Source organism: Streptococcus sp. 5346 (genome assembly GCF_013277455.1).
Lineage (GTDB): Bacteria > Bacillota > Bacilli > Lactobacillales > Streptococcaceae > Streptococcus.
This window is the reverse complement of sequence record NZ_VMMY01000001.1, coordinates 66,352-90,193: the sequence shown is the minus strand read 5'-3', so window position 1 is coordinate 90,193 and position 23,842 is coordinate 66,352. Positions and strand designations below refer to the sequence as shown.

The window sequence follows — 23,842 nt, the reverse complement described above, 5'->3', positions numbered from 1 at the left end:
AGGAGACAAAAAAAATGAAGAAAAAATTTGCCCTATCGTTTGTGGCGCTTGCAAGTGTAGCACTTCTTGCAGCCTGTGGAGAAGTGAAGTCTGGAGCGTCAAACGCTGCTGGTAACTCAGTAGATGAAAAGACAATCAAAATCGGATTTAACTTCGAGGAAACTGGTGCCGTAGCAGCCTACGGAACATCTGAACAAAAAGGTGCCCAACTTGCCGTTGATCAAATCAATGCAGCAGGTGGTATCGATGGAAAACAAATCGAAGTAGTTGATAAAGATAACAAGTCTGAAACAGCTGAGGCGGCTTCAGTAACAACTAACCTTGTAACCCAATCTAAAGTATCAGCAATCGTAGGACCTGCGACATCTGGTGCAACTGCAGCTGCGGTGGCTAACGCTACAAAAGCAGGTGTTCCATTGATTTCGCCAAGTGCGACTCAAGATGGATTGACTAAAGGTCAAGATTACCTCTTTATTGGAACTTTCCAAGATAGCTTCCAAGGAAAAATTATCTCAAACTATGTTTCTGAAAAATTGCAAGCTAAGAAAGTTGTTCTTTACACTGACAATGCTAGCGACTATGCTAAAGGTATTGCCAAAGCCTTCCGTGAAGCTTACAAAGGTGAAATCGTTGCAGATGAAACTTTCGTAGCAGGTGACACAGACTTCCAAGCAGCCCTTACAAAAATGAAAGGGAAAGACTTTGATGCTATCATCGTCCCTGGTTACTACACTGAAGCTGGTAAAATTGTAAACCAAGCGCGTGGTATGGGAATTGACAAACCAATCGTTGGTGGTGATGGATTTAACGGTGAAGAGTTTGTACAACAAGCAACTGCTGAAAAAGCATCAAACATCTACTTTATCTCAGGCTTCTCAACTACTGTAGAAGTTTCAGCTAAAGCTAAAGCCTTCCTTGACGCATACCGTGCTAAGTACAATGAAGAACCTTCAACATTTGCAGCCTTGGCTTATGACTCAGTTCACCTTGTAGCAAACGCAGCAAAAGGTGCTAAGAACTCTGGTGAAATCAAGGATAACCTTGCTAAAACAAAAGATTTTGAAGGTGTAACTGGTCAAACAAGCTTTGATGCAGACCACAACACAGTCAAAACTGCTTACATGATGACCATGAACAATGGTAAGGTTGAAGCAGCAGAAGTTGTAAAACCATAATAGAAAAATGTTGAAATAGGGAATGAGCCTCTGACTCACTCCCTGTTTCGGTGTTTAAGAACCTATCAAAAAGTGAGGGAAAACCCTCAAAATTATAAATAGAAAGAGTGAATCTTATGCTCCAACAACTAGTAAATGGTTTGATTCTAGGTAGTGTTTATGCGCTGTTAGCCCTAGGATATACCATGGTTTACGGAATTATCAAGCTCATCAACTTCGCCCACGGTGATATTTATATGATGGGAGCCTTTATCGGTTATTTCTTGATTAATTCTTTCCAAATGAATTTCTTTGTAGCTCTTATTGTGGCTATGTTAGCGACAGCCATTCTTGGTGTCGTGATTGAGTTCCTTGCTTACCGACCTTTGCGTCACTCTACTCGTATTGCTGTTTTGATTACAGCTATTGGGGTTTCTTTCCTATTGGAGTATGGCATGGTCTATCTGGTTGGTGCCAATACTCGTGCCTTCCCTCAAGCGATTCAAACAGTTCGCTATGATTTGGGACCAGTTAGCTTAACAAACGTGCAGTTAATGATCTTGGCCATTTCCTTGATTTTGATGATTTTGTTACAAGTCATTGTTCAAAAGACAAAGATGGGGAAAGCCATGCGTGCAGTATCCGTAGATAGCGATGCGGCGCAATTGATGGGGATCAATGTAAACCGTACGATCAGCTTTACCTTCGCTTTGGGTTCAGCTCTTGCGGGTGCAGCTGGTGTTCTGATTGCCCTCTATTATAACTCTCTTGAGCCTTTGATGGGGGTTACTCCAGGTCTTAAGTCTTTCGTTGCCGCAGTACTTGGTGGTATCGGAATCATTCCTGGTGCGGCTCTTGGTGGTTTTGTGATTGGTCTATTGGAAACCTTTGCGACAGCCTTTGGAATGTCAGACTTCCGTGATGCCATTGTTTATGGAATTTTGTTGTTGATCTTGATTGTCCGCCCAGCTGGTATCCTTGGTAAAAATGTGAAAGAGAAGGTGTAAGCGATGAAAGAAAATTTAAAAGTTAATATTCTATGGTTACTCCTTTTGTTAGCTGGCTATGGCTTGATTAGTGTACTGGTTTCAGTCGGAGTACTCAACCTATTCTATGTACAGATTTTACAACAAATTGGAATTAATATTATTCTGGCTGTTGGTCTCAACTTAATCGTTGGTTTTTCAGGACAATTTTCACTTGGTCATGCTGGTTTCATGGCGATTGGTGCCTATGCCGCTGCTATTATTGGATCTAAATCACCAACCTACGGTGCCTTCTTTGGAGCCATGCTGATAGGTGCTTTGCTTTCAGGGGCAGTTGCCTTGCTTGTCGGAATTCCAACCTTACGCTTGAAGGGGGACTATCTTGCGGTAGCGACTCTAGGTGTTTCTGAAATTATCCGTATCTTTATCATCAATGGTGGAAGCCTTACAAATGGTGCGGCAGGTATCTTGGGAATTCCTAACTTTACAACTTGGCAAATGGTTTACTTCTTTGTCGTGATTACAACCATTGCAACCTTGAACTTCTTGCGTAGTCCAATTGGACGTTCAACCCTATCCGTTCGTGAGGATGAAATCGCTGCTGAGTCAGTTGGGGTTAATACGACTAAAATTAAAATCATCGCCTTTGTCTTTGGTGCCATTACTGCAAGTATTGCAGGGTCACTTCAGGCAGGATTTATCGGGTCTGTTGTACCGAAAGATTACACATTCATTAACTCAATCAACGTATTGATTATTGTTGTATTTGGTGGACTTGGTTCCATTACAGGTGCCATCGTTTCAGCTATTGTTCTTGGAATTTTGAATATGCTTCTCCAAGATGTTGCTAGCGTACGTATGATCATCTACGCTTTGGCCTTGGTCTTGGTAATGATTTTCAGACCAGGTGGACTTCTTGGAACATGGGAATTGAGCCTATCACGTTTCTTTAAAAAATCTAAGAAGGAGGAACAAAACTAATGGCATTACTTGAAGTAAAACAGTTAACCAAACATTTTGGCGGTCTAACAGCTGTTGGAGATGTGACTCTTGAATTGAACGAAGGGGAACTGGTTGGACTAATCGGTCCAAATGGAGCTGGGAAAACCACTCTTTTCAACCTCTTGACGGGTGTTTATGAACCAAGTGAGGGAACAGTTACCCTCGATGGTCACCTTTTGAATGGAAAGGCACCTTATAAGATTGCTTCTTTGGGACTTGGACGTACTTTCCAAAATATCCGTCTTTTTAAAGACTTAACCGTTTTGGACAATGTTTTGATTGCTTTTGGCAACCATCACAAACAACATGTTTTTGCTAGTTTTTTGCGCTTACCAGCTTTTTACAAGAGTGAAAAAGAATTAAAGGCTAAAGCTTTGGAATTGCTGAAAATCTTTGATTTAGATGGTGATGCAGAAACGCTTGCTAAAAATCTTGCCTACGGACAACAACGTCGTTTGGAAATTGTTCGTGCCCTTGCTACGGAACCTAAAATTCTCTTTTTAGATGAACCAGCAGCAGGTATGAACCCGCAGGAAACAGCTGAATTGACTGAGTTAATTCGTCGTATCAAAGATGAATTTAAGATTACGATCATGCTGATTGAACACGATATGAATCTGGTCATGGAAGTAACAGAACGTATCTACGTACTTGAATACGGTCGTTTGATTGCACAAGGAACTCCAGACGAAATTAAGACCAATAAACGCGTTATCGAAGCTTATCTAGGAGGTGAAGCCTAATGTCTATGTTAAAAGTTGATAATCTTTCTGTGCATTACGGTATGATCCAAGCAGTCCGTGATGTAAGCTTTGAAGTGAATGAAGGAGAGGTAGTTTCACTTATCGGTGCCAATGGTGCAGGTAAGACAACCATTCTCCGTACCTTGTCTGGTTTGGTTAGACCGAGTTCAGGAAAAATTGAATTTTTAGGTCAAGAAATCCAAAAAATGCCGGCTCAGAAAATCGTAGCAGGTGGCCTTTCACAAGTACCAGAAGGACGCCACGTCTTCCCTGGCTTGACTGTTATGGAAAATCTTGAAATGGGAGCTTTCTTAAAGAAAAATCGTGAAGAAAATCAAGCTAACTTGAAGAAGGTTTTCTCACGCTTTCCTCGTCTTGAAGAACGGAAGAACCAAGATGCAGCAACTCTTTCAGGGGGGGAACAACAAATGCTTGCCATGGGACGCGCTCTTATGTCAACACCAAAACTTCTTCTTTTAGATGAACCATCAATGGGACTTGCCCCAATCTTTATCCAAGAGATTTTTGATATCATTCAAGATATCCAGAAGCAAGGGACAACTGTCCTCTTGATTGAACAAAATGCCAATAAGGCACTCGCTATCTCTGACCGAGGATATGTACTGGAAACAGGGAAAATCGTTCTATCAGGAACAGGAAAAGAACTCGCTTCATCAGAAGAAGTCAGAAAAGCGTATCTGGGTGGCTAAACTAGTCTGGGAGACTAGTTTAGGTTGCAAATGAAGATTACGAAGTAATCATCATTATAGTCCGGGGGACCTTTTTAGTCGGTGGATGAAGATTGCGAAGCAAACATCGCATAGTCTGGGAGACTAGTTTAGGTTGCGGATAGAGATTGCAAAGCAATCTTCATCTACATTGAAAAGTTAATTTCTAATAATTGAAAAAACCGAATGAAGCGTACCTATCCTTCATTCACAGAGCTCGATTTCAGAGCTCTTTTTGCTAGCTTATTCATACTTTTCTGAATTTTGAAAAAGAAATGTAAGCGTTTGATAGATTTACAAAAAGATTGTATAATAAGGATAAGAATAGAAAAGGAGAAGTCTCATGGCAGTTAAAGATTTTATGACCCGCAAGGTAGTTTATATTAGTCCAGATACAACAGTATCTCATGCAGCAGATTTGATGAGAGAGCAAGGGTTGCACCGCTTGCCTGTTATCGAAAATGATCAATTGGTTGGTTTGGTAACTGAGGGAACCATTGCCCAAGCTAGTCCATCAAAAGCAACCAGTCTGTCTATCTATGAGATGAATTATCTTCTAAATAAGACAAAAGTAAAAGATGTCATGATTCGCGATGTTGTCACTGTTTCAGGCTATGCGAGTCTAGAGGATGCAACTTATCTGATGTTGAAAAACAAGATTGGTATTCTTCCTGTAGTAGATAACCATCAAGTCTATGGGGTTATTACGGACCGTGACGTTTTCCAAGCCTTTCTTGAAATTGCTGGCTATGGAGAAGAAGGTATTCGTGTGCGTTTTGTTACAGAAGATGAAGTCGGTGTCCTCGGAAAGATTGTTTCTTTGATTGTAGAAGAAAATTTGAATATCTCGCATACAGTCAATATTCCGCGTAAAGATGGTAAGGTGATTATCGAAGTGCAAATCGATGGATCAATTGATTTACCAGCCTTGAAAGAAAAATTTGAAGCAAATGGTATTCAAGTGGAAGAAATCACTCGTACTTCAGCAAAAGTCTTGTAAGAAGGGAAGCCGAAAGGCTTCTTTTTTCATAAAAAGGGACTAGAGCAAAAGATGGAAAGAAATGATAAAATATGCTATAATGAAATGATGTAAAAAAGGAGTATTTATGGACATTTCAGTAATCCGTCAAAAAATTGACGCAAATCGTGAAAAATTAGCTTCTTTCAGGGGGTCTCTTTGACCTAGAAGGTCTAGAGGAAGAGATTGCCATCTTGGAAAACAAGATGACAGAACCTGATTTTTGGAACGATAATATCGCGGCCCAAAAAACGTCGCAAGAATTAAATGAATTAAAAAACACCTATAACACCTTCCATAAGATGAAAGAGTTGCAGGATGAAGTTGAAATTTTATTGGACTTTTTAGCAGAAGACGAGTCGGTTCAAGAAGAACTGGTAGCGCAGTTATCCGAACTTGATAAGATGATGACTAGTTACGAGATGACCTTGCTCTTGTCAGAACCTTATGACCATAATAATGCGATTTTGGAAATCCATCCAGGATCAGGTGGTACTGAGGCTCAGGACTGGGGTGATATGTTGCTTCGTATGTACACTCGCTATGGAAATGCTAAAGGCTTTAAAGTGGAAGTACTGGATTACCAAGCAGGAGATGAAGCTGGTATTAAGTCAGTAACCTTATCATTTGAAGGACCTAATGCCTATGGTCTTCTCAAGTCAGAAATGGGGGTACACCGTTTGGTGCGAATTTCACCATTTGACTCTGCCAAACGTCGCCATACCTCTTTCACATCTGTAGAAGTGATGCCAGAATTGGATGATACCATTGAAGTTGAAATCCGGGAAGATGATATCAAGATGGACACCTTCCGATCAGGTGGTGCCGGTGGACAAAACGTCAACAAGGTTTCAACAGGTGTACGTTTAACCCACATTCCAACTGGGACTGTTGTCCAGTCAACGGTCGATCGTACCCAGTATGGAAATAGAGATCGTGCCATGAAGATGTTGCAGGCTAAGCTCTATCAAATGGAGCAAGAAAAGAAAGCTGCGGAAGTTGATTCCCTCAAGGGTGAAAAAAAGGAAATCACATGGGGAAGCCAAATCCGTTCTTATGTCTTCACGCCTTATACTATGGTAAAAGATCATCGAACTAGCTTTGAAGTTGCTCAGGTAGATAAGGTTATGGACGGAGACCTAGATGGTTTTATCGATGCCTATCTCAAGTGGCGAATCAGCTAAGAAAGAAAGGAACTCACATGTCAATCATTGAAATGAGAGATGTCGTCAAAAAATACGACAATGGAACGACTGCCCTACGCGGTGTTTCGGTCAGCGTTCAACCGGGAGAATTTGCTTACATTGTAGGACCTTCAGGAGCAGGGAAGTCAACCTTCATTCGTTCTCTATATCGTGAAGTAAAAATCGATAAAGGAAGCCTATCAGTTGCTGGTTTTAATCTGGTTAAGATCAAAAAGAAAGACGTCCCGCTTCTACGTCGTAGTGTTGGGGTTGTCTTCCAGGATTATAAATTGTTGCCAAAGAAAACGGTCTATGAAAATATTGCTTACGCTATGGAAGTAATCGGGGAAAATCGCCGTAATATCAAAAAACGTGTGATGGAAGTTTTAGACTTGGTTGGGTTGAAGCACAAGGTTCGTTCTTTCCCGAATGAGCTCTCAGGTGGAGAGCAACAGCGGATTGCGATTGCACGTGCCATTGTAAATAATCCCAAAGTATTGATAGCCGATGAACCAACAGGAAACCTGGACCCGGATAATTCATGGGAAATTATGAATCTCTTGGAACGGATTAACCTACAAGGGACAACTATTTTGATGGCGACTCATAATAGCCAGATTGTAAATACCTTGCGCCACCGTGTCATTGCCATTGAAAATGGCCGTGTCGTTCGTGACGAATCAAAAGGAGAGTATGGATACGATGATTAGTAGATTTTTTCGCCATTTATTTGAATCACTAAAAAGTTTGAAACGAAATGGTTGGATGACAGTGGCTGCTGTCAGCTCAGTCATGATTACTTTGACCTTGGTTGCCATATTTGCTTCTGTTATTTTCAATACAGCGAAACTAGCTACAGATATTGAAAATAATGTACGAGTGATGGTTTATATTCGCAAGGATGTAGCTGATAATAGCGAGACTATTGAAAAAGAAGGTCAAACTGTTACAAATAATGACTACCACAAGGTATACAATGCTTTGAAGGGGATGTCTACTGTTAAGAGTGTTACTTTTTCAAGTAAAGAAGAACAATATGAAAAATTAACCGAGACAATGGGTGACAACTGGAAAATCTTTGAAGGAGATGCCAACCCCCTCTATGATGCCTATATCGTTGATACCAATACGCCAAGTGATGTAAAAACTGTAGCCGAGGATGCTAAAAAAATTGAAGGTGTGTCTGAGGTTCAGGATGGTGGTGCCAATACAGAACGCCTATTCCAACTAGCATCATTTATCCGTGTTTGGGGATTAGTTATTGCAGGACTTTTGATTTTCATTGCAGTTTTCTTGATTTCAAATACCATTCGTATTACCATTATTTCTCGTAGTCGTGAAATTCAAATCATGCGCTTGGTTGGTGCTAAGAATAGTTATATCCGCGGACCTTTCTTACTTGAAGGTGCCTTCATTGGTTTACTTGGAGCAACTGCGCCATCAGTGTTGGTCTTTATTGTTTATCGAATGGTTTACCAATCTGTCAATAAGTCGTTGGTCGGACAAAATCTTTCTATGATCGCGCCAGAGGTATTTACTCCTCTGATGATTGCCCTATTGTTTGTGATTGGAATTTTCATTGGTTCACTGGGATCAGGAATTTCCATGCGCCGATTCTTGAAGATTTAGATAAAATAGCTACTTTTATGAGGAGATTAAATGATCTCCTTTTTTTGCTACAAAAATTTTAGAAAAAAGTCTACTTTTTTTTATAAAAGCCTTTACAAAAAAAATTAAAGTGGTATAATTGAATTATAGAAAGTGCAAACGTTTTCGTAAAACGTTTGCCTAAATAAAAATAAAGGAGATTTGAATGATGAAAGATACATTCAAAAATGTCTTGTCTTTCGAATTTTGGCAAAAATTCGGTAAGGCTTTGATGGTGGTTATCGCGGTTATGCCGGCTGCTGGTTTGATGATTTCAATCGGTAAGTCTATCGTGATGATTAACCCAACCTTTGCCCCACTCGTTATTACTGGTGGTGTACTAGAGCAAATCGGTTGGGGAGTTATCGTTAACCTTCATATCTTGTTCGCCCTCGCTATTGGAGGAAGCTGGGCTAAGGAACGTGCTGGTGGTGCTTTCGCCGCTGGTCTTGCCTTCATCTTGATTAACCGTATCACTGGTACAATCTTTGGTGTATCAGGCGATATGTTGAAAAATCCAGATGCTATGGTAACTACTCTCTTTGGTGGTTCAATCAAAGTTGCTGATTACTTCATTAGTGTTATGGAAGCTCCAGCACTTAACATGGGTGTATTCGTAGGGATTATTTCTGGTTTTATTGGAGCAACTGCTTACAATAAATACTATAACTTCCGTAAGCTTCCTGATGCACTTTCATTCTTTAACGGAAAACGTTTTGTACCATTTGTAGTTATTCTTCGTTCAATAATTGCTGCAATTGTACTTGCTGCTTTTTGGCCACTTGTGCAAACTGGTATCAATAGCTTTGGTATCTGGATTGCCAACTCACAAGAAACTGCTCCAATCCTTGCACCATTCTTGTATGGTACATTGGAACGTTTGCTCTTGCCATTTGGTCTTCACCACATGTTGACTATCCCAATGAACTACACAGCTCTTGGTGGTACTTATGAAGTCTTAACTGGTGCAGCAAAAGGTAGCCAAGTATTTGGTCAAGATCCACTTTGGCTTGCATGGGTAACAGACCTTGTTAACCTTAAAGGTACAGATGCAAGTCACTACCAACAATTGTTAGATACTGTTCACCCAGCTCGTTTCAAAGTTGGACAAATGATCGGTTCATTCGGTATCTTGATGGGTGTGGTTGTGGCTATCTACCGTAATGTTGATGCTGATAAGAAACATAAATACAAAGGTATGATGATTGCAACAGCTCTTGCAACATTCTTGACAGGGGTTACTGAACCAATCGAATACATGTTCATGTTCGTCGCAACACCTATGTATCTTGTTTACTCACTTGTTCAAGGTGCTGCCTTCGCTATGGCTGACGTTGTGAACCTACGTATGCACTCATTCGGTTCAATCGAGTTCTTGACTCGTACACCTATTGCAATCAGTGCTGGTATCGGTATGGATATCGTTAACTTTGTTTGGGTAACTGTTCTCTTTGCTGTAATCATGTACTTTATCGCAAACTTCATGATTCAAAAATTCAACTACGCAACTCCAGGACGTAACGGAAATTACGAAACTGCTGAAGGTTCAGAAGAAGCTAGCAGCGAAGTGAAAGTTGCAGCAGGTTCTCAAGCTGTAAACATTATTAACCTTCTTGGTGGACGTGCAAACATCGTTGATGTTGACGCATGTATGACTCGTCTTCGTGTAACTGTTAAAGATGCAGATAAAGTAGGAAATGCAGAGCAATGGAAAGCAGAAGGAGCTATGGGTCTTGTCATGAAAGGACAAGGGGTTCAAGCTATCTACGGACCAAAAGCTGACGTATTGAAATCTGATATCCAAGATATCCTTGATTCAGGTGAAATCATTCCTGAAACTCTTCCAAGCCAAATGACTGAAGCACAACAAAACACTGTTCACTTCAAAGGTCTTACTGAGGAAGTTTACTCAGTAGCAGACGGTCAAGTTGTTGCTTTGGAACAAGTAAAAGATCCAGTATTTGCTCAAAAAATGATGGGTGATGGATTTGCAGTAGAACCTGCAAATGGAAACATTGTATCTCCAGTTTCAGGTACTGTATCAAGCATCTTCCCAACAAAACATGCTCTTGGTATTGTGACTGAAGCAGGTCTTGAAGTATTGGTTCACATTGGTTTGGACACAGTAAGTCTTGAAGGTAAACCATTTACAGTTCATGTTGCTGAAGGACAAAAAGTTGCAGCAGGTGATCTCCTTGTCACAGCTGACTTGGATGCTATCCGTGCAGCAGGACGTGAAACTTCAACAGTAGTTGTCTTCACAAATGGTGATGCAATTAAATCAGTTAAATTAGAAAAAACAGGTTCTCTTGCAGCTAAAACAGCAGTTGCTAAAGTAGAATTGTAATATACTTGAGGTTGGAAGCTGTATTCCAACCTCTTATTTTGGGAGAAAAGAATGAAATTTTTAACACTCAATACTCACAGTTGGATGGAAAAAGAAGCTGAGGAAAAATTCCAGATTTTGCTTGAGGATATTCTTGAAAAGGACTATGATTTGATTTGTTTCCAAGAAATCAATCAGGAGATCACATCTCCAGAGGTGAAGGTCAATGATCTTTATCAATCTTTGCCAGCAGCTGAGCCTATTCACCAAGACCACTATGTTAGACTTTTGGTTGAAAAGTTGTCTGAGCAAGGGAAAAATTACTACTGGACTTGGGCCTATAACCATATCGGTTATGATCGCTACCACGAAGGTGTGGCTATCTTGTCTAAAACACCTATTGAAGCCAGAGAAATTTTGGTTTCAGATGTGGATGATCCAACAGACTATCATACTCGTCGCGTTGCCTTGGCTGAAACTGTAGTCGATGGTCAGGAGCTTGCAGTTGCAAGTGTCCACCTTTCTTGGTGGGATAAAGGTTTCCAAGAAGAATGGGCACGATTTGAGGCTGTCTTGAAAGAATTGAACAAGCCGCTTTTGCTAGCTGGAGATTTCAACAATCCGGCTGGACAGGAAGGCTACCAAGCTATTTTAGCTAGTCCATTGGGCTTACAAGACGCTTTTGAAGTTGCTCAAGAGAAAAGCGGTAGCTATACCGTTCCACCAGAAATTGATGGCTGGAAAGGGAACACTGAACCCCTTCGAATTGATTATGTCTTTACTACCAAAGAGTTAGCGGTGGAAAATTTACATGTCGTATTTGATGGTAACAAGAGTCCACAAGTGAGTGATCACTATGGCTTGAATGCTATTTTAAACTGGAAATAAGGACTGAAAAGAGGTTGGGATTCACAAGTTCCAGCCTTTTTTACTAGAGAAGCTACTGGAAATAGCCTAATACTCTTCGAAAATCAAATTCAAACCACGTCAGCTTCACCTTGCCGTACTCAAGTACAGCCTGCGGCTAGCTTCCTAGTTTGCTCTTTGATTTTCATTGAGTATAAATGAGTGAGGCTACTGAAATGGAATAAAATGTGGTATAATTGATAAGATAGATAGAATCGAGGATAGTATGTCATTTACGAAATTTCAATTTAAAAACTATATTAGAGAAGCCTTGCAGGAGTTGAAATTTACAACTCCAACAGAGGTACAAGATAAGTTGATTCCCATTGTCTTGGCAGGCCGAGATTTGGTTGGAGAATCAAAAACAGGTTCAGGTAAGACTCACACTTTCTTGTTACCGATTTTCCAGCAACTAGATGAAGCTAGCGATAGTGTACAAGCAGTCATTACTGCACCGAGTCGTGAGTTGGCTACTCAAATTTACCAAGCAGCCCGTCAGATTGCTGCCCACTCAGAAGTGGAAGTTCGTGTAGTTAATTATGTGGGTGGTACGGATAAGGCTCGCCAGATTGAGAAATTGGCAAGCAATCAGCCTCATATTGTTATTGGAACACCAGGCCGTATCTACGACTTGGTTAAATCCGGTGACCTAGCTATTCACAAGGCCAAGACCTTTGTGGTCGATGAGGCAGACATGACCTTGGATATGGGATTCTTAGAAACTGTTGATAAGATTGCTGGCAGCCTTCCAAAAGACCTGCAATTCATGGTCTTCTCAGCGACTATTCCACAAAAGTTGCAACCATTCTTGAAAAAATACTTGTCAAATCCTGTCATGGAGAAAATAAAGACCAAAACGGTCATTTCTGACACTATTGATAATTGGTTGATTTCTACTAAGGGACGTGATAAGAATGCTCAAATTTATCAGTTGACTCAGTTGATGCAGCCTTATTTGGCAATGATTTTTGTCAATACTAAGACACGTGCTGATGAATTGCATTCATATCTGACTGCTCAAGGCTTGAAGGTGGCAAAAATCCATGGAGATATTGCCCCTCGTGAACGTAAGCGAATCATGAATCAGGTGAAAAATCTGGATTTTGAGTACATTGTCGCAACAGACTTGGCGGCGCGTGGGATTGACATTGAAGGTGTCAGCCATGTCATCAATGATGCCATTCCTCAAGACTTATCCTTCTTCGTGCACCGTGTTGGTCGTACCGGACGAAACGGCCTACCAGGTACAGCTATTACCCTTTACCAGCCAAGCGATGACTTGGATATCCGTGAGTTGGAGAAATTAGGAATTAAGTTTACTCCTAAGATGGTAAAAGATGGAGAATTTCAAGATACTTATGACCGTGATCGTCGTGCCAACCGTGAGAAAAAACAAGATAAACTTGATATTGAAATGATTGGTTTGGTTAAAAAGAAAAAGAAAAAAGTCAAACCAGGTTATAAGAAAAAAATTCAGTGGGCGGTTGATGAAAAACGCCGCAAAACCAAGCGCGCTGAAAATCGCGCTCGCGGTCGTGCAGAGCGTAAAGCTAAACGCCAAACATTTTAATAGAAATTGTTGGAGTACTGAACTCCAACTTTTTGCTTTATGAGAACGAACTATCTAAACCGAAATATCACATTAAAGACTGCAAATTGCGCTAAAAAATGGTATAATGATAAAGTTATATAGTCCCGATAAGATGGTAGGCATTTATCACTAAGAGTTTTCCTATCAGTACTTTGTAACTCTATAACACTATTTTTAAGGGGGGACATTTTTATGTCAGAACGTAAATTATTCACGTCTGAATCTGTATCTGAGGGGCATCCAGATAAGATTGCAGACCAAATTTCAGATGCGATTTTGGATGCTATTTTAGCTAAGGATCCAGAGGCGCACGTTGCTGCTGAGACAGCTGTATATACTGGTTCTGTCCATGTTTTTGGTGAAATTTCTACAAATGCCTATGTGGATATTAACCGTGTGGTTCGTGATACCATTGCAGAGATTGGCTATACCAATACCGAATATGGATTTTCTGCAGAGACTGTAGGAGTACATCCATCTTTGGTGGAACAATCTCCTGACATTGCTCAAGGTGTTAACGAAGCCTTGGAGGTTCGTGGAAATGCAGATCAAGATCCACTTGATTTGATTGGTGCTGGTGACCAAGGGCTCATGTTTGGATTTGCAGTGGATGAAACAGAAGAGCTCATGCCATTGCCAATCTCACTCAGTCATAAGTTGGTTCGTCGTCTGGCAGAACTTCGTAAGTCTGGGGAAATTAGCTATCTTCGCCCAGATGCTAAATCACAAGTTACAGTTGAGTATGATGAAAATGACCGTCCAGTACGTGTGGATACAGTCGTGATTTCAACTCAGCACGATCCAGAAGTCAGCAACGAACAAATTCACAATGATGTCATTAGTAAGGTTATCAAAGAGGTTATTCCAGCCTCTTACTTGGATGAGCAAACAAAATTCTTCATCAATCCTACTGGTCGTTTTGTAATCGGTGGACCTCAAGGGGACTCAGGTCTAACTGGTCGTAAGATCATCGTGGATACCTATGGTGGCTACTCTCGTCATGGTGGCGGTGCCTTCTCTGGTAAAGATGCGACTAAAGTGGACCGTTCTGCCTCATATGCGGCTCGCTATATTGCAAAGAATATCGTTGCAGCCGGTCTTGCTAAGAAGGCAGAAGTTCAATTGGCCTACGCTATCGGTGTTGCCCAACCTGTTTCTGTTCGTATCGATACTTTCGGTACAGGAACAGTAGCTGAAAGCAAGCTTGAAAAAGCAGCTCGTCAAATCTTTGACCTTCGTCCTGCAGGGATTATCCAAATGCTGGACCTCAAGCGTCCAATTTACCGTCAAACAGCGGCTTATGGACACATGGGACGTACAGATATTGACCTTCCATGGGAACGTTTGGACAAGGTAGACGCTTTAAAAGAAGCAGTCAAATAAAATCTTAAGAGGGGAACTTCCTCTCTTTTTAATATACTGTTTCCTCTAAAATCATTGAAATTATAGCCTGAATTTGATATGATGGTCTTATGGATAAAAGTAGAGCAAATCGTGTTGAGCACGATAAAAAGAGAATCGGTTTAATAGCCCTAGTAGCTATCTTTTCAGTTAGCATTTGTGTCCTTGGATCGATGATTGGTTACAAAGTCTATACAAAGCAAAGTTTTGAGCAAAAGATTGAATCGCTCAAAAAAGAGAAAGATGATCAATTGAGTGAGGGAAATCAGAAGGATCATTTTCGTAAAGGACAAGCCGAAGTGATTGCCTATTATCCTCTCCAAGGGGAGCAAGTGATTTTATCTGTAAAAGAAATCATGACACAGGATATTAAGGAAAATCTGGAAGACAAGGAAAATCTGGTTTTTTATTATACGGAGAAACAGGATTCGACTTTAAAAGGGATTATCAACCGAAGTGTGATGAAACAAGTCTATGATTTAACTTCGTCAAAAGTTGAAGAGACTGAAAAAACTAGTCTGGCAAAAGTACATTTGACAGAAGATGGTAAACCTTTTACACTTAATCAATTATTTTCAGATCCTAGTAAGGCCAAAGAGAAACTGATAAAAGAACTGACTTCTTTCTTACAGGACAAGAAATTGGAGCAAGAAAAGATTGATCAAGTTGTTAAAGGCTTCTCTGACCAAGACTTGTCTGCATGGAACTTTGATTATAAGGATAGCCAAATGATTTTTTATCCGAGTCAGGCAGTGGAAAATTTAGATGAGATTGCCTTGCCAGTATCTAGTTTCTTTGAAGTTGTTCAGTCCTCATATTTGCTAGATAAGGATGCGGAACTTTATAAAGCTTATTTTGAAAAGAAAAATCGTAAAGTAGTAGCCTTGACTTTTGATGATGGACCAAATCCTGCAACAACAAATCAAGCATTAGATACTCTTTCTAAGTATGGTATCAAGGCAACTTTCTTTGTTTTAGGTAAGAATGTTTCTGGCAATGAAGAGATTTTGAAACGCATGAAAGCAGATGGTCATGTCATTGGAAACCATAGTTGGAGTCATCCAGTGCTTTCAAAACTTTCCCTTGATGAAGCTAAAAAACAAATAACTGATACTGAGGATGCGCTAACTAAAGTGCTGGGCTCTAGTTCCAAACTCATGCGTCCGCCTTATGGAGCCATTACAGATGACATTCGTAATAGTCTCGATTTAAGCTTTATTATGTGGGATGTGGATAGTTTGGATTGGAAGAGTAAGAATGAAGCAGCGATTTTGACAGAAATTCAGCGTGAAGTCAAGAATGGTTCTATTATTCTCATGCATGATATCCATGCTGAGACGGTAAATGCTCTACCGAAGGTTATTGACTACTTGAAAGGGCAAGGTTATGACTTTGTAACAATTCCAGATTTGTTAGATACTCGTCTTAAACCTCACCAGCTCTATTACGACCGCAATCAATAATACACAAAATCTAAAGAGAAAAGTTTTCCTTGAAAATTTGGCTCTTTGGATTTTCTTCTCATAGAAAGGAAAAATAATGAAATCTTATACTTTAAATAATGGTGTTACGATTCCAGTACTGGGATTTGGAACCTGGAAAGCTGAAAATGGAGAGATTGCCTATCAAGCTGTCCTAGAGGCTTTAAAGGCAGGCTATCGCCATATCGATACGGCAGCTATTTATAAAAATGAAGAAAGCGTTGGTCGTGCCATTCAAGATAGTGGCGTTCCGCGTGAGGAAATTTTTGTAACCAGCAAACTCTGGAATACAAATCACAACTATGAGCAAACTCGTCAGGCTTTTGAAGAGTCTTTAGAGAAGCTGGGCTTGGATTATTTGGATCTGTATTTGATTCATTGGCCAAATCCAAAACCACTCAGAGAAAATGACCAATGGAAAATCCGAAATGCAGAAGTTTGGAGAGCGATGGAAGACCTCTATCAAGAAGGCAAAATCCGTGCTATCGGCGTTAGCAATTTCCTTCCCCGTCATTTGGATGCCTTGCTTGAAACAGCAAAAATTCTTCCAGCAGTCAATCAAATCCGCTTGGCGCCAGGTGTGTATCAAGAGGAAGTCGTAGATTACTGTCGAGAAAAAGGAATTTTATTGGAAGCTTGGGGGCCTTTTGGTCAGGGAGAACTGTTTGATAGCAAGCAAGTGCAAGAAATAGCTGAAAATCAGGGAAAGTCTGTTGCTCAGATAGCCTTGGCATGGAGCTTGGTAGAAGGATTTTTACCACTTCCGAAATCTGTTACAGCCTCTCGTATTCAGGCTAATCTTGATTGTTTCGGAATTGAACTGAGTCACGAGGAGCGTGAAATCTTAAAAGCGATTGATGTTCAATCTGGTGCTCCACGAGTTGATGATATGGATTTCTAGAAAATCATAAAAAGAATTGTACATTGTTCCAATTTTTGATATAATAGTCAGCAGGAAAGAAAGTCTTATGGCGTTCTTCAAGCGAGCTTGGGATAGTGGGAGCCAAGTAGGGCAAAATAAAGAACTGGCGCTTTCTGTAGTATTTTCAAAAACAATGAAGTAATAAATTAGGGTGGAACCGCGTTTCTGACGCCCCTAGGTTAAATCAACCTAGGATTGTCAGATGTGGTTCTTTTTCTTATTCAGTCTATTGTGTGAAAGAAAGGAGAGACGTGGAAAACCTTTATCTTGTAAAAGACGATAGTCAACTAGCTGCATTTCGTGATTTTGTAGTAAGAAATACTGAAAAGTTGAAAGATTATCAATCTTTTTTAAAGAATGAACTTGCAGTCTGTGATTTACCGCAAGCCGTTATTTGGTCAAGTTTTAATGCTGCTACACAGATTATTAGGGAAAGCGCTGTTCCAGCCTATACAAATAATAGACGAATAGTTATGACGCCTGATTTAGCTGTTTGGAAAGAGTTGTATTTGTATCAGTTGCTGAACTACGAGTGTTCTCAGCAAACTCAAGCAATAGAAAGTCACTATCATTCTTTATCTGAAAATTTCCTCTTACAGATTGTAGGACATGAGTTAGCTCATTGGTCGGAGCATTTTTTAGATGATTTTGATGGTTACGACTCTTATATCTGGTTCGAAGAGGGAATGGTTGAATATATTAGTCGCAAGTATTTCTTGACAGAAGAGGAATTTCAAGCGGAAAAAATTTGTAATCAGTCTCTTGTAGAACTTTTTCAGAAGAAATATGGTTGGCATTCATTGAATGATTTTGGTTCTTCGACTTATGATAAGAACTATGCAAGTATTTTTTACGAATACTGGCGTAGTTTTTTGACAATAGATAAGTTGGTAGAAAATCTAGGTAGTGTACAAGCGGTCTTCGATTCTTATCATTTATGGGCAAATACAGATAAAAATCTTCCCTTGTTAAATTGGTTTGTTCAGCAGAAATTAATTGAAAAAGAAATATAAAAACTAAAGGAGTAAACAATGTCTAAGAAATTAACATTTCACTGCGTCAGTGGCAGAGATCTCCTTACAGTCGGACTGCCCCACGCTCAGCACTAGGGTGCTGAGCTAGACGCAGTACTAACTCGTCTTGCCTCGTATGATCGACGAGGCAGACTCGTGTCGCAAGTAATTTATATAAAAAGGAGTAAATAATGTCTAAAAAATTGACTTTCCAGGAAATCATCCTTACTTTGCAACAATTTTGGAATGACCAAGGTTGTATGCTTATGCAGGCTTATGATAATGAAAAAGGTGCGGGAACCATGAGTCCTTACACTTTCCTTCGTGCTATCGGACCTGAGCCATGGAATGCGGCTTATGTAGAGCCTTCACGTCGTCCTGCTGACGGTCGGTACGGAGAAAACCCTAACCGCCTTTACCAACACCACCAATTCCAAGTGGTTATGAAGCCTTCTCCATCAAACATCCAAGAACTCTACCTTGAGTCTTTGGAAAAATTGGGCATCAATCCTTTGGAGCACGATATTCGTTTCGTTGAGGACAACTGGGAAAATCCATCGACTGGATCTGCAGGTCTCGGTTGGGAAGTTTGGCTTGATGGTATGGAAATCACTCAGTTCACTTATTTCCAACAAGTTGGTGGATTGGCAACTGGCCCTGTGACTGCGGAAGTTACCTATGGTTTGGAACGTTTGGCTTCTTACATCCAAGAAGTAGATTCTGTCTATGATATTGAGTGGGCTGATGGTGTAAAATACGGAGAAATATTTATCCAGCCTGAGTACGAGCATTCAAAATATTCATTTGAAATTTCGGATCAAGAAATGTTGCTTGAAAACTTTGATAAGTTTGAAAAAGAGGCTGGTCGTGCATTAGAAGAAGGCTTAGTTCACCCTGCCTATGACTATGTTCTCAAATGTTCACATACCTTTAACCTGCTTGATGCGCGTGGTGCCGTATCTGTAACAGAGCGCGCAGGCTATATCGCTCGTATTCGTAACCTAGCCCGTGTCGTAGCCAAAACCTTTGTCGCAGAACGCAAACGCCTAGGCTACCCACTTTTAGATGAAGCAACACGAGCTAAACTCCTAGCAGAAGACGCAGAATAAAGAGAGTGACAAATTACGAAAATGGGCGAACAGAGTGAGCCCTGAGCCAGTTGCCGCAGTGATGAAGGTATCCTTAGTGAAACTAAGGATACTAGGCAAAATTGGAGACTTTTGGATCCAATTTTAGCAATGAAACAACGAAGTTGGTTGCTTGCGTGCCAATCACATAAGGCAAACTGGAAAATAAAAAGATATTTTTCGGAGAAAAAACATGACAAAAAACTTATTAGTAGAACTCGGTCTTGAAGAATTACCAGCCTATGTTGTCACACCAAGTGAAAAACAACTAGGCGAAAAAATGGCAGCCTTCCTCAAGGAAAACCGCCTGTCTTTTGAAGCTATTCAGACCTTCTCAACACCACGTCGTTTGGCTGTTCGTGTGACTGGTTTATCAGACAAACAGGCTGATTTGACAGAAGATTTTAAGGGGCCAGCAAAGAAAATTGCCTTGGATAGTGATGGAAATTTCACCAAAGCAGCTCAAGGATTTGTCCGTGGAAAAGGTTTGACGGTTGAAGATATCGAATTCCGTGAAATCAAGGGTGAAGAATATGTCTATGTCACTAAGGAAGAAGTTGGTCAAGCAGTTGAAGCCATTGTTCCTGGTGTTGTAGATGTCTTGAAGTCCTTGACTTTCCCTGTCAGCATGCACTGGGCTAACAACACCTTTGAATATATCCGCCCTGTTCACACTTTAACTGTTCTTTTAGATGAAGAAGAGTTTGATTTGGATTTTCTTGATATCAAGGGAGATCGTGTCAGCCGTGGTCATCGTTTCTTGGGACAAGAAACTAAGATTCAGTCAGCCTTGAGCTATGAAGAAGACCTTCGTCGTCAGTTTGTAATTGCAGATCCACGTGAACGTGAGCAAATGATTGTTGACCAAATCAAGGCAATCGAAGCTGAGCATGGTGTACATATCGAAATTGATGCTGACTTGCTTAATGAAGTCTTGAACTTGGTTGAATACCCAACTGCCTTTATGGGAAGCTTTGATGCCAAATACCTTGAAGTTCCAGAAGAAGTCTTGGTGACTTCGATGAAGGAACACCAACGTTACTTTGTTGTTCGTGATCAAGATGGAAAACTCTTGCCAAACTTCATTTCTGTTCGTAATGGAAATGCAGAGCATTTGGAAAATGTTATCAAAGGAAATGAAAAAGTCTTGGTAGCCCGTTTGGAAGACGGAGAATTCTTCTGGCGTGAAGACCAAAAATTGGTCATTTCAGATCTTGTTGAAAAATTGAACAATGTGACTTTCCATGAGAAGATTGGTTCCCTTCGTGAACACATGATTCGTACTGGTCAGATTGCTATTCTCTTGGCAGAAAAAGCTGGCTTGTCAGCGGATGAAACGATTGACCTAGCCCGTGCAGCAGCCATTTACAAGTTTGACTTGTTGACAGGTATGGTTGGTGAATTTGATGAGCTCCAAGGAATTATGGGTGAGAAATATGCCCTTCTTGCTGGTGAAACTCCAGCGGTGGCAGCTGCTATTCGTGAACACTACATGCCTACTTCAGCTGAAGGAGAACTTCCAGAGAGCAAGGTCGGTGCAGTGCTTGCCATTGCAGACAAATTGGATACGATTTTGAGTTTCTTCTCAGTAGGTTTGATTCCATCAGGGTCTAATGACCCGTATGCCCTTCGTCGTGCGACGCAAGGTGTGGTTCGTATCTTGGATGCCTTTGGTTGGCACATTGCTATGGATGAGTTGATTGATAGCCTTTATGCTTTGAAATTTGACAGCTTGACTTATGAAAATAAGTCAGAGGTTATGGACTTTATCAAGGCTCGTGTTGATAAGATGATGGGATCTACTCCAAAAGATATCAAGGAAGCCGTTCTTGCAGGTTCAAACTTTGTTGTGGCGGATATGTTGGAAGCAGCAAGTGCTCTCGTAGAAGCAAGCAAGAAAGAAGACTTTAAACCATCTGTTGAATCACTTTCTCGTGCCTTTAACTTGGCTGAGAAGGCAGAAGGAGTTGCTACAGTTGATTCGGCTCTCTTTGAGAATGAAGAAGAGAAAACCTTGGCAGAAGCAGTAGAATCACTCGTTTTGTCAGGGACTGCCAGTCAGCAATTGAAACAACTCTTTGCTCTTAGCCCAGTCATTGATGCATTCTTTGAGAATACCATGGTTATGGCTGAAAATGAAGCAGTCCGTCAAAATCGTTTGGCAATCTTGTCTCATTTAACTCAAAAAGCAGCAAAGCTTGCTCGTTTTAACCAAATTAACACTAAATAAAATTTGATAAACGGGACTTTATCTTATCAAAAAGGAGAAGAAATGGATCCGAAAAAAATTGATCGTATTAACGAGCTGGCCAAAAAGAAAAAAACAGAAGGCTTGACTCCAGAAGAAAAAGTAGAACAAGCCAAACTACGTGAGGAGTACATCGAAGGTTATCGTCGCACTGTTCGTCACCACATCGAAGGGATCAAAATTGTGGACGAAGAAGGAAACGATGTTACACCAGAAAAACTACGTCAGGCACAACGTGAAAAAGGTTTACATGGCCGTAGTCTCGATGATCCAAATTCATAATAATACTCTTCGAAAATCAAATTCAAACCACGTCAGCTTCACCTTGCCGTACTCAAGTACAGCCTGCGGCTAGCTTCCTAGTTTGCTCTTTGATTTTCATTGAGTATAAATATTCTTTCTTTTAATAAGGATAGATGAAATAGTAATCAAAAGACTAGCAGTTTTTGTCTGCTAGTCTTTTGTCACTAAAAAAGGAACCAAAATGGTTCCTAAAAGTATTAGTTACTTGCGCCAGATGTAGCGTCTGCGCCACCACCGTGGCCTCCAGCATCACCTGAATCAGAAGCTCCAGATGTGGCATCTGCGCCACCGTGGCCTCCGGCAGGAGCTGCAGCATTTCCACCAACTAGACGTTGACCAGTTGTATTGAGGTACCAGTCAAGCCATGGTTGGAAATTGAAGATAATCTCATTGATTCCAGCATATGAACCATCTGGGTAATACATTGCTTGGTAATTATGGGTATTAATAACGCCTTCAGGTGTTCCTGGCACAATTGTACGGACATATTCTTGATCCCCGTTACGCAATACGCCGACAACCCATTCAACGTTCTTCATTCTAGAATCTGGCAATGTACCGTGTACTGTTCCTAATCTATTTCCTGATTGAGCACGGACACGTTTACCAAACATTGTATCTGGGTCTTGGTGTGCGTTATTAAAGTACAAGAATTGATTATTATCATCTGCAAATGTCAATTCAAATGGCATTGCTTTCAAGAACATGTCAAGTTGGTTAACTGTCAAGATACCGTGGTCTAATTTAACGTAAGTATCTCCAGAAACAGCTCCAACAAGTTCAGCAGCTTTTTCTACCCATTCAGGATCATCTGGATCAACACCTTGGATGGTAGTTGCAATTGAATTTGTACAATATAAATCTTCTGGCTCAATTGGTTTTGGTTTTTTCAATTTTGAAACGACTCCCACATATTTTACAAAGTTGTCCAAGCATGTTTCAAGGAAATTAATAGTTCCTTCATTTGTGATATTCCCATTAACATCAAATGCTTCTTTAGCTTTACCGAGAAGGAATTCGTTACCTGGAAGCGTATAGGCATTAACACCTGGAGCGTCAAGAATCTTACGAAGGTGAACTTGGGCACGAGAAGTACCTTGGTCATAGTAAGAAGCTCCAACAATCATGACTGGTTTGTTTTCAAATGGATGAACCTCGTATGAAAGCCATTCAAGAACAGATTTAAGAGAAGCTGAGATTGTGTGGTTGTGCTCAGGAGTAGCAATAATGACACCATCAGCACGAGTAATTCTGTTATACAAGAGACGCAATTGGAAGCTTTCGTCCCATTTTTCGTCTTGGTTAAACATTGGAACTTCATCAATTTCGAGGACTTCTAATTCAAATTTGAGTTTGAAGTGACGACGGATGAATTCCAAGAGTTTACGGTTATATGATTGATCGTAGTTTGATCCTACAAGTCCAACAAATTTCATTCTTTTTGGTCTCCTATCTTACAAATTTTCCCAGTCAAAGTCTTCAGCATCTTTGCGAAGTAATTCTTGTGCATTGCGCAATTTTTCTGTGATTTTTACAAAGATACGGAAGTCGTCAAAAGTGGCATCCAGTTTTTTAATAACATCAAGATCTACTAGATCTCCACTTGGGTTAAAGGCTTGAAGAGAATGTGAAAGCAAGAATTCATCAGGAAGGACACTTGCTTTGATTTCTGGAGCATTCAAGATTTGGCGAAGTTGCATTTGAGCACGTGATGAACCGAGTGTACCGTAAGAAGCACCTGTAATCATAATTGGTTTGTTCAAGAGTGGGTAAATACCGTATGACAACCAAGCAAGAGCGCTCATCAAAACAGCTGGGATAGAGTGGTCGTACTCAGGAGTACCGATAATAACGCCATCTGCCTCTTCGATTTTAGCAGCAATTTCCAGAATTTCAGCAGGTACTTGCTTGTCAGCTGGCTTGTTAAAGACAGGGATATCCTTGATTTCAACAAGTTCAATTTCAGCTTTTTCAGCAAAGTGTTTTTGCATGTATTGAAGCAATTGACGGTTTGTAGAACGTTTTGAATTTGTTCCAACAATAGCAATAAGTTTTAACATGA

General features: G+C 40.5%; 21 protein-coding genes. 19 read left to right on the top strand and 2 right to left on the bottom strand.

Going from position 1 to position 23,842, the window contains the following annotated elements:
- Nucleotides 1–14 precede the first annotated feature (14 nt).
- The 19 genes from HT732_RS00445 to HT732_RS00355 all read left to right on the top strand — a co-directional run bounded on the left by HT732_RS00445 (nt 15) and on the right by HT732_RS00355 (nt 21,759).
- On the top strand, nt 15–1,175 hold the full coding sequence (locus HT732_RS00445; protein ID WP_173253607.1) for an ABC transporter substrate-binding protein: 1,161 nt from the start codon (nt 15–17) through the stop codon (nt 1,173–1,175).
- 116 nt (nt 1,176–1,291) lie between these two features.
- A complete protein-coding gene (locus HT732_RS00440) occupies nt 1,292–2,161 on the top strand; it encodes a branched-chain amino acid ABC transporter permease (RefSeq protein ID WP_000941427.1) in 870 nt (289 codons plus the stop codon).
- Nucleotides 2,162–2,164: 3 nt separating this feature from the next.
- Complete coding sequence (locus HT732_RS00435; protein ID WP_000662286.1) at nt 2,165–3,121, top strand: branched-chain amino acid ABC transporter permease; 957 nt, start codon at nt 2,165–2,167, stop codon at nt 3,119–3,121.
- The gene (locus HT732_RS00430; protein WP_001185995.1) at nt 3,121–3,885 is read left to right on the top strand and encodes an ABC transporter ATP-binding protein; all 765 of its coding nucleotides are present in this window, start codon (nt 3,121–3,123) and stop codon (nt 3,883–3,885) included. Before HT732_RS00435 ends, HT732_RS00430 begins: the two co-directional genes overlap by 1 nt.
- Complete coding sequence (locus HT732_RS00425) at nt 3,885–4,595, top strand: ABC transporter ATP-binding protein (protein ID WP_000062200.1); 711 nt, start codon at nt 3,885–3,887, stop codon at nt 4,593–4,595. The genes HT732_RS00430 and HT732_RS00425 overlap by 1 nt, the downstream gene beginning before the upstream one ends.
- Before the next feature lie 361 nt (nt 4,596–4,956).
- Complete coding sequence (locus HT732_RS00420) at nt 4,957–5,613, top strand: CBS domain-containing protein (protein WP_000268665.1); 657 nt, start codon at nt 4,957–4,959, stop codon at nt 5,611–5,613.
- Nucleotides 5,614–5,719: 106 nt separating this feature from the next.
- Nucleotides 5,720–6,815 (top strand): peptide chain release factor 2 gene (prfB, locus tag HT732_RS00415; RefSeq protein WP_173253606.1). Its coding sequence is split into 2 segments (ribosomal slippage): nt 5,720–5,791 and nt 5,793–6,815, totalling 1,095 coding nucleotides; the frame shifts between segments, so codons are not numbered across the junction.
- Nucleotides 6,816–6,832: 17 nt separating this feature from the next.
- Complete coding sequence (gene ftsE, locus HT732_RS00410; protein ID WP_000022265.1) at nt 6,833–7,525, top strand: cell division ATP-binding protein FtsE; 693 nt, start codon at nt 6,833–6,835, stop codon at nt 7,523–7,525.
- Nucleotides 7,518–8,444 (top strand): permease-like cell division protein FtsX, encoded by a 927-nt coding sequence (gene ftsX / locus HT732_RS00405; RefSeq protein WP_000625550.1) that lies wholly within the window; start codon nt 7,518–7,520, stop codon nt 8,442–8,444. The genes ftsE and ftsX overlap by 8 nt, the downstream gene beginning before the upstream one ends.
- 184 nt (nt 8,445–8,628) lie before the next feature.
- Nucleotides 8,629–10,809, top strand: coding sequence for a PTS transporter subunit IIBC (locus HT732_RS00400; RefSeq protein ID WP_173253605.1), 2,181 nt, complete (start codon nt 8,629–8,631; stop codon nt 10,807–10,809).
- 51 nt (nt 10,810–10,860) lie between these two features.
- A complete protein-coding gene (locus HT732_RS00395) occupies nt 10,861–11,676 on the top strand; it encodes an endonuclease/exonuclease/phosphatase family protein (RefSeq protein WP_173253604.1) in 816 nt (271 codons plus the stop codon).
- Between the two features lie 244 nt (nt 11,677–11,920).
- Nucleotides 11,921–13,264, top strand: coding sequence for a DEAD/DEAH box helicase (locus HT732_RS00390; RefSeq protein ID WP_004242683.1), 1,344 nt, complete (start codon nt 11,921–11,923; stop codon nt 13,262–13,264).
- A gap of 213 nt (nt 13,265–13,477) precedes the next feature.
- Nucleotides 13,478–14,668 (top strand): methionine adenosyltransferase, encoded by a 1,191-nt coding sequence (metK, locus tag HT732_RS00385; RefSeq protein ID WP_101784868.1) that lies wholly within the window; start codon nt 13,478–13,480, stop codon nt 14,666–14,668.
- A gap of 89 nt (nt 14,669–14,757) precedes the next feature.
- Nucleotides 14,758–16,149 carry a peptidoglycan-N-acetylglucosamine deacetylase PgdA gene (pgdA, locus tag HT732_RS00380; RefSeq protein ID WP_173253603.1) on the top strand — a complete coding sequence of 464 codons (1,392 nt, stop codon included), beginning with the start codon at nt 14,758–14,760 and terminating at the stop codon, nt 16,147–16,149.
- A gap of 76 nt (nt 16,150–16,225) precedes the next feature.
- A complete protein-coding gene (locus tag HT732_RS00375) occupies nt 16,226–17,068 on the top strand; it encodes an aldo/keto reductase (RefSeq protein WP_173253602.1) in 843 nt (280 codons plus the stop codon).
- A gap of 272 nt (nt 17,069–17,340) precedes the next feature.
- Nucleotides 17,341–18,102, top strand: coding sequence for an elongation factor Tu (locus HT732_RS00370; RefSeq protein WP_173253601.1), 762 nt, complete (start codon nt 17,341–17,343; stop codon nt 18,100–18,102).
- A gap of 191 nt (nt 18,103–18,293) precedes the next feature.
- Entirely contained in the window at nt 18,294–19,211 is a 918-nt protein-coding gene (gene glyQ, locus HT732_RS00365; RefSeq protein WP_000038733.1) for a glycine--tRNA ligase subunit alpha, read from the top strand.
- 211 nt (nt 19,212–19,422) lie between these two features.
- Nucleotides 19,423–21,459 carry a glycine--tRNA ligase subunit beta gene (glyS, locus tag HT732_RS00360; RefSeq protein WP_173253600.1) on the top strand — a complete coding sequence of 679 codons (2,037 nt, stop codon included), beginning with the start codon at nt 19,423–19,425 and terminating at the stop codon, nt 21,457–21,459.
- 42 nt (nt 21,460–21,501) lie between these two features.
- Nucleotides 21,502–21,759, top strand: coding sequence for a DUF896 family protein (locus HT732_RS00355; protein ID WP_050261374.1), 258 nt, complete (start codon nt 21,502–21,504; stop codon nt 21,757–21,759).
- Nucleotides 21,760–21,977: 218 nt separating this feature from the next.
- On the opposite strand, the gene HT732_RS00350 is transcribed toward HT732_RS00355, so the two are convergent.
- Nucleotides 21,978–23,216 carry an NAD(P)H-dependent oxidoreductase gene (locus tag HT732_RS00350; RefSeq protein ID WP_000673654.1) on the bottom strand — a complete coding sequence of 413 codons (1,239 nt, stop codon included), beginning with the start codon at nt 23,214–23,216 and terminating at the stop codon, nt 21,978–21,980.
- An 18-nt stretch (nt 23,217–23,234) separates the two neighbouring features.
- On the bottom strand, nt 23,235–23,840 hold the full coding sequence (locus HT732_RS00345; RefSeq protein ID WP_000915952.1) for an NADPH-dependent FMN reductase: 606 nt from the start codon (nt 23,838–23,840) through the stop codon (nt 23,235–23,237).
- Nucleotides 23,841–23,842 lie beyond the last annotated feature (2 nt).

Excerpts from the sequence above, each read along its gene's own strand:
- HT732_RS00445 (WP_173253607.1), top strand. The coding sequence starts at position 15 with ATGAAGAAAAAATTTGCCCTATCGTTTGTGGCGCTTGCAAGTGTAGCA.
- HT732_RS00440 (WP_000941427.1), top strand. The coding sequence starts at position 1,292 with ATGCTCCAACAACTAGTAAATGGTTTGATTCTAGGTAGTGTTTATGCG.
- HT732_RS00435 (WP_000662286.1), top strand. The coding sequence starts at position 2,165 with ATGAAAGAAAATTTAAAAGTTAATATTCTATGGTTACTCCTTTTGTTA.
- HT732_RS00430 (WP_001185995.1), top strand. The coding sequence starts at position 3,121 with ATGGCATTACTTGAAGTAAAACAGTTAACCAAACATTTTGGCGGTCTA.
- HT732_RS00425 (WP_000062200.1), top strand. The coding sequence starts at position 3,885 with ATGTCTATGTTAAAAGTTGATAATCTTTCTGTGCATTACGGTATGATC.
- HT732_RS00420 (WP_000268665.1), top strand. The coding sequence starts at position 4,957 with ATGGCAGTTAAAGATTTTATGACCCGCAAGGTAGTTTATATTAGTCCA.
- ftsE (WP_000022265.1), top strand. The coding sequence starts at position 6,833 with ATGTCAATCATTGAAATGAGAGATGTCGTCAAAAAATACGACAATGGA.
- ftsX (WP_000625550.1), top strand. The coding sequence starts at position 7,518 with ATGATTAGTAGATTTTTTCGCCATTTATTTGAATCACTAAAAAGTTTG.
- HT732_RS00400 (WP_173253605.1), top strand. The coding sequence starts at position 8,629 with ATGATGAAAGATACATTCAAAAATGTCTTGTCTTTCGAATTTTGGCAA.
- HT732_RS00395 (WP_173253604.1), top strand. The coding sequence starts at position 10,861 with ATGAAATTTTTAACACTCAATACTCACAGTTGGATGGAAAAAGAAGCT.
- HT732_RS00390 (WP_004242683.1), top strand. The coding sequence starts at position 11,921 with ATGTCATTTACGAAATTTCAATTTAAAAACTATATTAGAGAAGCCTTG.
- metK (WP_101784868.1), top strand. The coding sequence starts at position 13,478 with ATGTCAGAACGTAAATTATTCACGTCTGAATCTGTATCTGAGGGGCAT.
- pgdA (WP_173253603.1), top strand. The coding sequence starts at position 14,758 with ATGGATAAAAGTAGAGCAAATCGTGTTGAGCACGATAAAAAGAGAATC.
- HT732_RS00375 (WP_173253602.1), top strand. The coding sequence starts at position 16,226 with ATGAAATCTTATACTTTAAATAATGGTGTTACGATTCCAGTACTGGGA.
- glyQ (WP_000038733.1), top strand. The coding sequence starts at position 18,294 with ATGTCTAAAAAATTGACTTTCCAGGAAATCATCCTTACTTTGCAACAA.
- glyS (WP_173253600.1), top strand. The coding sequence starts at position 19,423 with ATGACAAAAAACTTATTAGTAGAACTCGGTCTTGAAGAATTACCAGCC.
- HT732_RS00355 (WP_050261374.1), top strand. The coding sequence starts at position 21,502 with ATGGATCCGAAAAAAATTGATCGTATTAACGAGCTGGCCAAAAAGAAA.
- HT732_RS00350 (WP_000673654.1), bottom strand. The coding sequence starts at position 23,216 with ATGAAATTTGTTGGACTTGTAGGATCAAACTACGATCAATCATATAAC.
- HT732_RS00345 (WP_000915952.1), bottom strand. The coding sequence starts at position 23,840 with ATGTTAAAACTTATTGCTATTGTTGGAACAAATTCAAAACGTTCTACA.